The following is a 13433-nucleotide window of genomic DNA, read 5'->3' as shown; positions in this document are numbered from 1 at the left end:
GATTAGTTTTGCTGAATAAATTGTATTGATGAAATATGGTATAGCAATGCTGATGATTCTGTTTGGTCTTTTTGTGGAAGCTCAGGAAAATTATTCTACATTAACAGAAAAAGCCTCAGAAGTAATGGATGAAGCTAAAGATGAGGCTGGATATAGAAAGGCACTTGATTTATATGAAGAGGCATTCAGAAGCTATCCTCAAAATAGGGATAGTGACGGATTATACAATGCCTCTATTCTGGCTTCAAAGCTGAAAAGTAATGATAAAGCATTTCAATACCTGATACCACTTTCTGTAGTAAAAGGAAGCGGAAATAGCTTTCCAGGCTGGAATTATATTCTTGAAGAAGATGCTGAAAATGAATATAAAAATTTACTGTCAGATCCAAGGTGGGCTTCATTGAAGGAGCAGGCAGTAAAATACAAAACTCAATTTTATAAGGAGCTAAAGGAAAAAGAGAATGAATTTTATAGTGTTAAAGAAAATAGATTAAAGGAAATTAAAGATTCTGAAGCTTTGTACAAAGAGATCAGACACCTTACTCCTTATCTACCGAAAAAGGATCGTGATTATTCTATTGCATTTAAAATAAACGATTTTGCTAACACTTCATTTTTTATTCATTTTCCTCAAAATTATAATCCTCAAAAGAAATATACTCTGCTATTTTTTCTTCATGGGGCAGTAAGAAATAATGAACTGATAGATTATCAGCTGGCAGATTGGAATTTAGGAGGCTGGAACAGATATTATAAGAAGTATGCGGACCATAACGATGTTATTATGGTGTTTCCGAGGGCTGACAAAAAATATAACTGGATGCTGTCTGATGATGGATTCTTTATGATTCCTGAAATGCTTAAGCAGATTAAAAAGACGATTAATATTGATGATAACAAAGTTTTTATAGCAGGACACTCGAATGGAGCAACAGGTTCTTTTTCTTATCTGATGAAAGAATCCACACCATTCGCTGGTTTTTATGGATTTAATGCCTATCCTAAAGTTTTTACAGGCGGAACGTTTGTAGAAAATATTAAAAACCGTTCTTTTATAAGCTTTTCAACAGATAAGGATTATTATTATCCACCAAACGCAAATGATGATTTTTCAAAGCTGATGAATGGGATTCAGGCTGATTACAAAGAGTATCGTTACAATGGATTTCCACACTGGTTTCCTCAGTTTGATGAATCGGAGCCAGCTTATCAGATCCTTTTTAAAGATCTGAAGGACCGAAACAGAAATCCTTTCCCAAAGGAGATCTCATGGGAGTTTGATGATGAAAGATATGGAAATATAGATTGGATTTCCAATATCAAATTGGATACACTAAGTCAAAAAGCCAACTGGCACAAAGAACTGAATTTTAAAATCAATAAGTGGCTGGCCTATGATGATAACGATAGTTTGAAGGTTCAGAATGTAGATAAAAAAGCATTTGATTTTCCAAGGAAATCAGGCAAAATAAAAGCAAAGTATGAGAATAATATTTTTCGGATTGAGACCTCTGAGATTAAATCTCTTTCAATTAATATCTCACCTGAAATGGTGAATCTGAAAGAAAAAGTTAAAGTATATGTCAACGGAAAGCTTTATTTCAATGAAAAAGTAAAACATAACCATGAATACTTACTTGAGAATTTTTTTAAAACTCAAGACCGGGAGCAAGTCTGGATCAATTATATTGATATAAAAGTATAAGAAGCTGCAGATTTCCGGTAAACTCACCTGTCTCCCAAAGAGACAGGTTTTTTTTATGATTGAATCTTGTCATAGGACAACCTTTCTGAAGAATCATTTTGATAGCTTTATACAACTAAATGAAAAAAAATCAACTATGAGTATCCCATTTAAAGCAGGAATCAATATTGCCATTAAAATTCCGAAAAGTAAATATGAGAAGACTGTTGCTTTTTACAGAGATATTTTAAAATTACCTGTAGAAGAGAAGAAGATTGATAATCCAACGGTTTCCAGAACTCATGAAGTGAAATTCGGTAACAATATTATTTGGCTAGACTGTGTAGATAACTATACCCATTCTGAAACCTGGCTACAGCTGACAGTTCCTAATGTAGAAGAAGCAACAGAATATCTGCAATCAAATGGAGTAGAGACTTGTGATGAAATTGAAGAGCTTCCGGAAAATATGCACTGGATTACAGATCCTGCAGGTACGGTTTTTAACTTACAGCAGACTTCAAATCATGATCATTGATAATTATTAATAGGGGAAAAGATATTTTAAAAATTAACTTATAAATAGCAGAATATGAGCTTAAAGATATTGTCAATCGTATGGGGAGTACAGAATATGGATGCTGCTATAGCTTTTTGGTCTGAAGCATTGCATTATAAACTCAAAAGAGAGCCCGAACCTGATTTTGCAATTCTGATTCCAGAAATAGGGCAGGGAGTTCAACTTTCATTAAAGCTCACTACGTCACCAGAACCCAAAAGACATCATATTGATCTCACAACAGATAACCAGATGGCAGAAGTAGAACGGCTGCTTAGTTTAGGAGCAACAAAGATGAAAGGCTGGAATTATGAGCAAGATGCAGATTATGTAGTTTTACTTGATCCTGACGGAAATTCCTTTTGTGTTGTACAAGCTCCATCATTTTAGAAATATGTCAAGGCTTTCTTATCTCATTCCAAGGAGGTTCTAAAATAGTTGTAATGGTTTACAGTCTATTTTATTGCTGAATATTATACTTTAATATCTTTTTAAATCAGAAAAAATTCTAGCCATTGATCCAAAAAAGGATCTGAATCCAACATTATAGGGCTTTTATCGTTCACCTAAAGGAATATCAATTAATCTTTCCTGTTTAATTTTGAACTCGGCTTTGTTTATTGGTTTATATACCACTTCTGAACTTACGGGATATTTTGCAAGAAGACTTTTGGGTCTGATAGGGCGTTTTTCCAGCCCACCGCCACAGTTTGGGCAAACATTTTTAAAAATATGGTCAACACAATCTTTACAAAATGTACACTCAAATGTACAGATCATGGCTTCAGGAGAGTCATATGGCAAAGGTTTCTGACAATTTTCGCAGCTGGTTCTGATCTCTAGCATAGATTTTCTATTATGATTATTGGTGGCACGAAGTTAATTTAAATTTACAATAAACAGTGGTGTTTTGTGATTATTCAATTTGTTTTTAAGAATCTGTGTATTGAAAAGCATTAAGAGATAAGGATATTACTTTAAAACTTTTTCATAAATCTCATTCAGCAGATTCTGTCTCATTTTTGAATTTCTTTGATTTAAAAGGATGATGATTCCCCAATTTTTGGCTCTATTATAACAAATGATAGAAGATTGTCCCATAGAATCACCGGATTTCAGATAGATGGTATTCTGATCATCAATGCTGATGTTAAATCCTAGTCCCATTTCTCTTTTTTCATCTTTGTAATATCTTTTTTCGGTCATCAAGGCGGCTTCGGATATTGGATTTCCGCTGGTTAAAACTGCTTTCAGGTAAGTAATCATATCAGAAGCACTTGATTTCACCAAACCGGCTGAGGCCGTCACATTCCATTTGAAGAATTCCTGAGTACCGCTATTAGGATTATATCCTGTAGTGATGTTCTTTACATTGAAATCAGTTGTAAGGGTATTGGTCATATGTAAAGGCTTGATCATTTTTTCATGAATGATTGCATCATAAGTTTTACCATACACCTTTTCCAATATTTGCCCCAATAAAGTATATCCGATGGTGGAATAGCGGTATTTTCCATAGTCAATAAGTTCACTGCAATTGTTTATGATAGAGATCAATGATTCTTCAGTAACATTACTTACCGGCTGCTGTGGATTGAGTTCTATCAACTTAGCAAAATCTATATCAGGTAAACCTGACTGATGAGAAGCCAGATCTGAAATTTTGATTTTGTTTTTAAGATTTTTCTGTAGTATATATTTTGGGGGTAAATAAGAATCAATGTAGTCGTCTACTTTTAGCTTTTTTTCAAGACTAGCCTGTGCAATTAGATTAGAAGTCAGAATTTTAGTAATGGAAGCAATTTCAAATATAGAATTCTTGTTGACATCCACCGGGCTTTCTTTACTTAGTTTTCCATACGCTGTATAATATTTTTTATTATTATGTATGAAGCCTACACTTATAGATATGTTTGGATTTTTTTGATAATTATCTTTGATGATGGAGTCTATCTTTTGAGAAATATCTTGTCCAAAGGAAAAGCTGTTGATAAATAATAATACTGCGAAGAAGGTGAATGAAGTTTTCATTGTATCGTTGTTTTAAGGTTAAAAATTTATTTCGATACAAAGATGTGGAAGAGCTTAAATCTGGGCGACCGAATGCAGGTATTCGGTCTGATTTATTTATAAAAATAGGTTCGATTGATATGGAAATAAGTACGAGTAATTACAACGCTTTGTTTTACATAGAGTTACGAAACTCTGTTGGAGTCTTTCCCGTATGTTTTTTAAACGCAGTATTGAATGAAGATTTTGAATTAAACCCCACTTCATACAGAATTTCAAGAATAGTCAGCTTGTTTTTTGATGGATCTTTTAGAATATCTTTGGCATATTCGATACGATGAATATTAATGAAATCATAAAAATGCTGTCCCAATTGATGATTGATAAGGACTGATAATTCACGAACTGGCACATCTATTTCTTTAGCAATATTCTGTATAGTTAAAGAAGGGTCAAGAAATGGTCTTTCTTCCGCCATGAATTTCTTCAATTTCAGTAAGTGTTCATTGGTCTCATTTGGAATTTCAGATAAATTATTTTTTTCCTCATCAATAAGAGTTGAAACAAGCTTTAATTTTGAATCTATATTTCTAAAAAGATCAGGGTGATTCAATGCCTTGTACATATACCAACAAATGATAAAAAGCTGGAATACTAATATTCCCATCTTAATCCCTTCGGAAATATTGGGATATTCAGAAAATTTAAAAATATTCTTTACAATAGCAATTGAATACAAAATACTGAGAACAACAGTAAACTGAAATAACCAATGGTAGGAACTGATATTAGACCCAGCATTATTTTCGAGATATAATTTCTTTGATTTTCTCAATAACAGAAATACACTGGTAAAATACGCGATGATTTGAATATGAAAAATAATATGATTGATTTGCAATTCTATCATATGCTTCCGATTGGTGATGAAATCAATTTTAGATACAGCATCTACACTATAAAAGCGCGGTAATAAAATCAGGTTGACAAGTAAGAAGGGAAGAAGATGAATGAGATGCTTCGTTTTAAATTTAAAATCGGAATAAGAAACAGATAATACATACAAATAAAAAGCTGGAATTTGTAAAAATGCAATGGTATATCTTAACATGCCCAGATTTGAGGGAACATCAGCTATAGAACTTAATAAAGGATCACTGATATCAATTGCAGTAATGATGAGGAAAGTAGCAAAAAGCTGATTACTAATTCTGTTTTGTGTTTTAACAGTAAGTGAAAAAAAGGCTAAAAAAAGTGAAATAAACAACGAAATTAGCGTTATGATATTTAGTAAATTCATTTTATCCATTCACTATTCTTTTGGTTTAATATTGGAATTCAGGTTATATTTTTCGTAAATATAATTCTTTTTGGATGTGATATGTTTAAGGTGCCGGAAAAATTGTAAAGATGTTTTTGTAAGAAATTTTATAAGAAACTCAATGTCGTTTTAGACAGAAATATCCTGGAATAACTATTTTTTACTCTGAGCTTTATATGGATCTTATATATTTTGCTTAAGCCATTTTCTCCGGATGAAATATACTTTTGAAAATCATTTATCTTTTGAAATTTTTGAGGAAGCAGGCTTTTTCTTCTGGTAAAGCGATGTCTTCTATGGTAATTGATTTGCCTTAAATAATAATCAAGATGGGCAATATAGTGAATCAGAAATGACCATTGGAGTTTCACCAAATATAAGTAATAACATAACCTTATTTAGGTTTTATAAAGTAGTTGTTGATTATAGATACTTATTACAGATGATTACGAAACAAAGTGAAATTAATTATTTTGATTCTGAAAGTGAATGTTCAATCAGATAAATTCATTGAACAGCATTTTCTTTAGATTAAAATATTTCAAGCCTAATATCTTCATGAAACTTGCAGCGTTATTTTTCAATAATTACATTTACTCCCTGAACATAAATAATTTAAAAAAACATGATTGTAAGAAAAACGATTGGATTGAGAGGAATTATGCAATTTGCCGGGCATCATATCTGGTGGCTGACAGCCTATATGATTTTGGTGTCTCTGCTCTATAAAGTGGCAGGCTGGCACTGGATTTCTATTCCGTGGCTTCCGGTTTCTTTAGTAGGAACTGCATTAGCTTTTTATATTGGTTTCAAAAATAACCAATCTTATGACAGGGTTTGGGAAGCCAGAAAAATATGGGGAGCCATAGTCAACAGCAGTCGCTGCTGGGCAGTAATGGTTAATTCCTTTGTAAAAAACAGCGACAATACACAATATAGCCCTGAGGAACTTGAGCACATTAAGGAACGTCTAATTTATCGTCATATAGCCTGGCTCTATACTTTCAGAGAACAATTGCTGGTTCCTACACAATGGGAGCATGTAAGCTTAAAAAAGCATTTTGGAAGAATCGCCCAAAAAAGGCAGGAATCGGAAGGAGTAGGCTTGTTTAAGGATTTTCTGAGTGAAAAACAGAAAACCGATTACTTTTTTAATGAACCTCTTCTGGTACACGCTTCTAATAAAGCAACACAGATCATCAATTTACAGTCTCTGGATCTTGCAGAGCTTGAAGATAAGGAAATCATCCATATGCGAAGACAGCTGGATATGCAGAAAGTACTTTCCGATTTTTATGATCACCAGGGAAGAGCTGAACGGATTAAAAAATTTCCTATCCCCCGTCAATATGCTAATCTGAGTTTTATATTCAACTGCATCTTTATTTTCCTTTTACCATTGGGAATTGTAGCAGAATTTGCAAAATTAGGGGAAGCCGGAGTATGGTTGATGATCCCATTTGGGGCAATCGTTGGCTGGATCTATGTTTTGATGGAACTGATAGGGGATTACTCCGAAAATCCTTTTGAAGGATTAGGTACTGATATTCCTATGTTATCCATATGCCGTACCATAGAGATTGATCTCTTACAGATATTAGGGAAAACAGAGCTTCCCAAACCTATTCAACCTGTAAATGATATATTAATGTAATATAAAAGCCAGCGAAATATGAGTTTTACGCGGTTTTTAGAAAGTGTATTATAAAATATCACACAAGTTAACAGATAGCAAATAATATTTTTTAAGAATAATTTATTTGAATTGATGAAAATTAATTAATTTAGATTTCCATTAAATCTAAATATTATGAAAAATTTACAAAAAATCCAAAGACAGGAAATGAAATCAATTAAAGGAGGTATCAACTGCCCTGGTGGTCAAATATGTTTAATCGGTGGCAAGTGGCAATGCATGCCATACGATGGATGTGGCGGTGGAAATCAACCTTAAATTGTAAACGTAACTTAACTTGACTATGAAAAATTGTAAAAAAATTTCAAGAGATCAGCTGAAGAGCATCAATGGAGGTGCAGTAAGCTGTTCAGAAGCATGCTGCCCGCCTCCGGGAATAAAAAGATGTCCTTGGGTCTATTGTGTAGCGCCCTGTGAGATACTGAGCTAGTAGTTTAGCTAGCAAATCAAAGTAAGTAAAGCCTTAAATTCATTGATTTAAGGCTTTTGTAATGAAAGAGAATTCATTGCTTATTTTTTTTGTACCATACTCGCTCTATTTTATTTCCTTTATTTGTAATTTATTTCAGACCAATTACCGCTCAAAATGTCATAGTGTATGGAAGACAATCTGAACTGTATTTATAAAGTCATCAATTTCATTGAAAGAAATTATGATCAGCAGATTTCTGTAAAAGATTTAGAAGACGTTTCAAATTATTCTTACAGGAATATTCAGCGTATCTTTAAATACAGCTGCGGGGAAACAATAGGCGCTTTTCAGCAAAGACTGAAAGTGGAAAATGCTTATAAACGAATACTTTATACTCAGGAAAGTCTTACATCTATTGGGGTGGAAGTAGGTTTTTCCTCTATAGCTTCTTTTTCAAAAGCTTTCAAACAGCATTTTGGGATATCTCCTAAAGAAGCGAAACTAAGTAAACAGCAGTTACTTTGTGAGCCGGATCTGATCCCGGTAACCTCTGACGTCTTGTTAGAACCCGAAATTGTATACCTTAAACCAATACAGGTATATTATCAGAGTATTCAAACCTATTACAATAATGAAGAAATTGAATGGCTTTGGGATAGCTTTATGCATAATGAATTTTCCGATTCTGGCGCAGAATATTTTGGAGTCATAGCAGATGAACCTTTAATTAAGACTGAAATCAACTGCCGGTATGATGCCTGTTCAACCATCCAGGCCCAGAATAAAAAATTGCCCTCAAAACCTATATTGGGAGGTAAATATGCACGTTTTACCCATTTCGGAACCTATGAAACAATAGAGGATACTTATATTAAAATTTATTCCCGATGGATTTTTAATTCCCGACTTGAGTTTTCACATAGCCCTATCATCGAAAAATATGAAAGGTACGCAGAGGATATGAAGGATCAGGAGAAACAATTGACTTATATTTTACTGCCTTTGAAATAGATTGTCAATTTTGGACAACTTTAGCACTCTTTATCGATCTAATTTTGCCCTATCAAAAAAAGATCACTTATGCAAAAAAAGAAAATCATGCTCTTATTATTACCTGCTATTATGTTTTCCTGTTCTCTTGATGAGATAACAGCTTCTCCCAGTTCAGGTATACCTGACCCAGCATCTGTTGTTTATAAAATGCCAGAGGAATCAGCGCTGCACGAAGGAACCTGGCTTCAATGGCCTCACAAATATCAATATGGTATTACTTACCAGAATCGGCTGGATCCTACCTGGGTAGCAATGACTAAAGCGCTTGTAGAAAGTGAAAAAGTGCATATTGTTGTGTATGATGCTACGGAAAAAAACCGGATTATGGGATTGTTAACCAATGCCGGAGTGTCGCTTGCTAATATCGACTTTAAACTATATCCAACCAATGATGTTTGGGTAAGAGATAATGGTCCTATCTTTGTGAAAGATAAAAATGGCAAGCTGTTTATTCAGGACTGGGGATTTAACGGTTGGGGGAATAAGGCCGAATCTGATAACTGTAATACAATCCCTGCTAAAATAGCAGCCGATAGTGGAATCCCAAAAATAGATCTCAATTCTGTAATGATCAATGAAGGGGGAAGTGTTGAAATTGATGGAAATGGAGTATTAATGGCCTGCAAAAGTTCTATTCTTAATGAGAACAGAAATCCTGGAATGACCCAGCAGCAGGCAGAAGCTATTTTTACGAAGAACCTGGGAATCACAAAATTTATCTGGCTGGATGGAAAAGCCAATCTGGATATCACAGATATGCATATTGACGGATTTGCCAGATTTGCAAACTCTACTACTATTATCACTATGAACACTGATGATCTGGACTATTGGCAAGTGCCAAGCAGTGATATGAATAAACTTTACAATGCTACCCAAAAAAATGGTACAGCCTATCAGTTTGTGAAAGTTCCTTTAACAAAGTATGATGTGATAACCACCTATGGGAAAAATGTAGGTAAAGCATCTTATATCAATTATTATATTGCGAATAACCGTGTCCTGGTGCCTAATTATAATGATCCTAATGATACTGTTGCTAACCGTATAATACAACAATTATATCCTGATAAAAAGGTGATTGGAATTGACTGCCGTAACCTGTTTGCCAATGGTGGAATGGTACATTGTGTAACACAGCAGCAACCCCAATAGATTATTTTACAAAAAGATAAAAACCTGCTGGTATTCAGTAGGTTTTTTTTGTGTTTCCGTTTACATTCAATAGAAACTAATTAAAAATTGGATAGATCAAGCAGAATAGGGTGTGACAACACTAATGATTTTTATTCGGATTTGTATTAAGAATAAATTTTAAGTTGGCAAAATCTGTATTAGCTTCAACCACGGTGCAAATTCCGCTGCTGTAGGTATAAGTAGTAGTGTTTCCATTGGGTAGATTGATTCTGTATCTTTTGGAATCAATCTTCTGAATAGGAACCATTTTCTGGAATTTTTCTGAAAAAACAGATTTTAGATTCCCAGGCTCATTAAAATAGAGGCTTGCAGTAGAGCAGAAAATAGATTGTTGCAGAAAGCCATTGGCACCATCCTTATCCGAAAGATTATAAAAACTTCCGTTCCAGGTAGCTGTATTGTTTACTTTTAGTTTTCCGTTCATTGTTCGGTAAAGTTTTGCCTGCTGTAGAATATTTTGTTTAAAAGTAACACCCATCTTGTCATAAATCTCAATGTTGTAGAGAATCTTTACTTTAGCTCGTGATTCAAAAAGATATTCAGTGATATCGTCTTTTAAAGAACGTTCTACACGGATATTACCAATGGTTTTATCATCTTTTATAATAGAATAATTCAGATATTCTTTGTTAATTAACTTTGCCGTATGGGGTTGAACATAACCGGGCAGCAATATTGAAAAAATCAGGAGTGCTTTCATTGTATTTATTCTTTAAATTAATTATTGACGTATGTTGAAGGTTGAAAATGGATTTTTGGCAGGTATTCCTTTTTCTGAATTTGTAATAGAATAGAAATATCTATAATGCAAAATTAGGCATGAGAAAAGCCTGAAATGTTCTGTACGATAAGTGCGAACTTATTAAATTAGTATTGTTTAATGTTTTGAAAATGAATCAATTAAAATAATATTGTGTTCCAATTTATAATCCTGAACGTCTTTTATAGGTTGAAGATGTTAAAAGGTAATTGTTGAAGAAAAAATAATGATGAATGTGGAGTAAAGTCTAATAAAAAAACCTACTGAATACCAGTAGGTTTTTTATTCTGTGGGGAGTGAGGGTTTCGAAATTTTGTATTTAAATCGTTAAAAATCAGATTATTTTAAATTTGATTTGCAAAACTACCACTAATTTGCCATCCCTTTTTATACCAGATAGATATAAATGGACCTTAGTTGCGATTTACGAATTTAATACTTTCGTTAATTATCGAGTTAAAATGATCTTTCTGGTATATATCTTTTGCTCTTTTGTCTGTAATGTCAGGATGTATATCCCTCCCGGAAGATGAGCAGGGAGGTCAAATGTTTTAGATTTGAGCGTTGTGCGATAGACTTCTGTTCCTGAAGTATTTCTGATCGTAACATCCGAGTCAATCACAGGAATATTGCCATCAAGGCTGAGTGTTCCAGTAGTAGGGTTGGGAGATACGATGAAATTATCTGTAGATACTATTGTAGTTGCAGGTGCAGTATTTCCTGAAGTACAATTAGGAAGTTTACCATAAGAGCACGCTAATGCTTGTACTTCATCACTTGTTAAAGCTCTGTCATAAATCAGGAGTTCATCTATTTTGGCAAGCTTTGCATAAATCAGTAATTTTTCAGGACGTGATGCTTGGCCTTTATTAGCTTGGCAGGAATGGAAAGTATCAGTTATCTTGCCGTTTTTATAAATGCACAACATTTTTTGTTGTTCATTGTAGACTATAGCAAAGTGCACTAATTCATTAAACTTTATTGAGTCAGTAACTGGTGAACCTAAAGATAAATTCAACTTTGCAGAGATAAGGTTAGGTTTCGAAGAGTCATTCAAGGTCTCGATGGTAATCATATTTGTGTAAATGACAAGACGTGGAGTTGTAAGGGGCTCGCCACTTGTATCGTCTTCTTTTATCCAGAATGCAATGGTTTTCATTCTAGCATTTAACTCTTGCCAATCGGGAGTGTCATAGGAAAGCCCACCTGATTTTTGTACGCCATAGCAGGATTTTCCACATGCCATATCGTCTTGGATGAAATCATAGGTGCCATCAGAAATAAGATTCAGATCAGAGATAATATCATTAGTATTTCCGTCAAATGAATAATACGCTAATGGATCAAGAGGAGGGTTGCCACAGTCTGTAAACTTATCAGGAGTGTGGTAGGCATAGTAGATTCTATGTTCATTAAATAATCCGATCCCGGAATTAAAATAAAGTTTAACTCTGTCGAATCGTTTTTTCGGAACAAATTGAATGGTTCCTATTGGTGAATTGGGGGTAATTTTCATCATACTGTCATTTACTTTCTTGTAATCATTATTGGAGACGTTTCCGAGAAATGTTTCTACATAGACTCCATCAAACAAATTAAGATGTAATGCGTTCTTATCGGTTCCAATACCTATCACAATTTTTTTGAAATGTTTTGCCGTTGCTGCTGGAAAGATTAACGTTTGTTCAATTCTGCCTCCCAGTGAGACGGGCATTTTTATAGCAGCATAATCAGTTTCGTTACTTCCAACTGCGTTTTGTGGGTCGGCTACATGACACAATACGCATGCACCGTAGATCTGATTGGATTGACTGCTGGCATAAGTTTTGTCTTGTGCATAGAACATAGCGCCGGCGATAAACAGTAAGGCGAATACAACTTTTTGTATCATACCTTGGGGTAATAAATTTTTCATAGGATTAAGATTTAGGTGAATATTTTGAGTAAGGAAACTGGAAAGAAAATTTTTACAGCTTGATGCTGATGTTTCAATTTCTAATTATATTATCAATTGTTATTGTGTTGAAAACTAATGGTGATAGGTTGAATATAATAGTTTGACTGACATAATTGCCTCTATTAGGGAAGGGTTATTAATAAATTGATTTCATGTTTCGGGATTTGGTGTTTAAGCTTATTAAAATTACAATATTTGCTTTGATAATAATTTATTATTATTGAATTAATTACAAAGTAATGATAATTTTATAATTTAATTATAAATTAAAAGGGATCAGTCTCAAAAGTTGGGGGGGGAATGTTAAGTTGATGTATCTTTGAATTATGTTAAGCGATCACGAACTTCTCAAATTATTACTTCCAGAATTTTTAGTTGAATACTTTGAYATCCTCAAAGCAGAAGACCACAATGGTGAACTTCATATCTATTTTGAAGAAAAAAACAGTATTCCACAAGAATTTAAAGAACGGCAGTTGGAATCAAAGGGGTTTCTGTCTGAGATTGTTGTGGATGATTATCCATTAAGAGGTAAAATTGTAAAACTCCATGTGAAAAGAAGAAGATGGACAGATAAGTCATCAGGAGAAATTCTTCAAAGAGATTGGCAACTTGTATCTAAAGGAACACGTATGACTAAAGACTTTGCGGGTTTCTTAAAAAAAATTAGCCGATACTAAAGCTCTTCTCCTCAAGGTCATCGCAGAGTTCTTTGGAGTTAAGGGAAAGACTTTTCAAAGACAATATAAAAATACACTCAGCCAATACAAGGACTGGAAATACA

General features: G+C 33.7%; 14 protein-coding genes. 9 read left to right on the top strand and 5 right to left on the bottom strand.

Annotated elements, in window-relative coordinates; genetic code table 11:
- Positions 1-28 precede the first annotated feature (28 nt).
- The 3 genes from AC3HD6_RS13195 (at position 29) to AC3HD6_RS13185 (ending at position 2633) form a co-directional block, all read left to right on the top strand.
- Positions 29-1705: an alpha/beta hydrolase-fold protein gene (locus tag AC3HD6_RS13195; RefSeq protein WP_488896751.1), complete on the top strand. Its 1677-nt coding sequence runs from the start codon at positions 29-31 to the stop codon at positions 1703-1705.
- Between the two features lie 136 nt (positions 1706-1841).
- Complete coding sequence (locus AC3HD6_RS13190; protein WP_488896750.1) at positions 1842-2222, top strand: VOC family protein; 381 nt, start codon at positions 1842-1844, stop codon at positions 2220-2222.
- Between the two features lie 54 nt (positions 2223-2276).
- On the top strand, positions 2277-2633 hold the full coding sequence (locus AC3HD6_RS13185) for a VOC family protein (protein WP_488896749.1): 357 nt from the start codon (positions 2277-2279) through the stop codon (positions 2631-2633).
- A gap of 165 nt (positions 2634-2798) precedes the next feature.
- Here AC3HD6_RS13185 and AC3HD6_RS13180 read toward each other — a convergent pair whose 3' ends face one another.
- From AC3HD6_RS13180 to AC3HD6_RS13170, 3 genes are all read right to left on the bottom strand, one after another.
- A complete protein-coding gene (locus tag AC3HD6_RS13180) occupies positions 2799-3089 on the bottom strand; it encodes a DUF1272 domain-containing protein (RefSeq protein WP_488896748.1) in 291 nt (96 codons plus the stop codon).
- Between the two features lie 126 nt (positions 3090-3215).
- The gene (locus tag AC3HD6_RS13175) at positions 3216-4274 is read right to left on the bottom strand and encodes a serine hydrolase domain-containing protein (protein ID WP_488896747.1); all 1059 of its coding nucleotides are present in this window, start codon (positions 4272-4274) and stop codon (positions 3216-3218) included.
- A 154-nt stretch (positions 4275-4428) separates the two neighbouring features.
- Positions 4429-5553: a helix-turn-helix domain-containing protein gene (locus AC3HD6_RS13170; protein WP_488896746.1), complete on the bottom strand. Its 1125-nt coding sequence runs from the start codon at positions 5551-5553 to the stop codon at positions 4429-4431.
- 646 nt (positions 5554-6199) lie between these two features.
- Here AC3HD6_RS13170 and AC3HD6_RS13165 point away from each other — a divergent pair.
- The 5 genes from AC3HD6_RS13165 (at position 6200) to AC3HD6_RS13145 (ending at position 9890) form a co-directional block, all read left to right on the top strand.
- Positions 6200-7228 carry a bestrophin family protein gene (locus AC3HD6_RS13165; protein WP_488896745.1) on the top strand — a complete coding sequence of 343 codons (1029 nt, stop codon included), beginning with the start codon at positions 6200-6202 and terminating at the stop codon, positions 7226-7228.
- Between the two features lie 156 nt (positions 7229-7384).
- Positions 7385-7528: a bacteriocin-like protein gene (locus tag AC3HD6_RS13160; protein WP_160138729.1), complete on the top strand. Its 144-nt coding sequence runs from the start codon at positions 7385-7387 to the stop codon at positions 7526-7528.
- Positions 7529-7553: 25 nt separating this feature from the next.
- A complete protein-coding gene (locus AC3HD6_RS13155) occupies positions 7554-7700 on the top strand; it encodes a bacteriocin-like protein (protein ID WP_488896744.1) in 147 nt (48 codons plus the stop codon).
- A gap of 168 nt (positions 7701-7868) precedes the next feature.
- Positions 7869-8693 (top strand): AraC family transcriptional regulator, encoded by an 825-nt coding sequence (locus AC3HD6_RS13150; protein ID WP_488896743.1) that lies wholly within the window; start codon positions 7869-7871, stop codon positions 8691-8693.
- Positions 8694-8762: 69 nt separating this feature from the next.
- Entirely contained in the window at positions 8763-9890 is a 1128-nt protein-coding gene (locus AC3HD6_RS13145) for an agmatine deiminase family protein (protein ID WP_488896742.1), read from the top strand.
- Positions 9891-10011: 121 nt separating this feature from the next.
- Here the strand turns inward: AC3HD6_RS13145 and AC3HD6_RS13140 are convergent, their stop codons facing one another.
- Both AC3HD6_RS13140 and AC3HD6_RS13135 read right to left on the bottom strand, forming a co-directional pair.
- The gene (locus tag AC3HD6_RS13140) at positions 10012-10632 is read right to left on the bottom strand and encodes a DUF6134 family protein (RefSeq protein ID WP_488896741.1); all 621 of its coding nucleotides are present in this window, start codon (positions 10630-10632) and stop codon (positions 10012-10014) included.
- A 508-nt stretch (positions 10633-11140) separates the two neighbouring features.
- Complete coding sequence (locus tag AC3HD6_RS13135; protein WP_488896740.1) at positions 11141-12583, bottom strand: T9SS type A sorting domain-containing protein; 1443 nt, start codon at positions 12581-12583, stop codon at positions 11141-11143.
- 392 nt (positions 12584-12975) lie between these two features.
- On the opposite strand from AC3HD6_RS13135, the gene AC3HD6_RS13130 reads away from it, so the two are divergent.
- Positions 12976-13329 carry an ISAon1 family transposase N-terminal region protein gene (locus AC3HD6_RS13130; protein WP_488896739.1) on the top strand — a complete coding sequence of 118 codons (354 nt, stop codon included), beginning with the start codon at positions 12976-12978 and terminating at the stop codon, positions 13327-13329.
- Positions 13330-13433 lie beyond the last annotated feature (104 nt).

This window comes from Chryseobacterium sp. II3a, from assembly GCF_057815135.1.
Note: the sequence above shows the minus strand (reverse complement) of the source record. Positions and strands in the feature narration are given on the sequence as shown.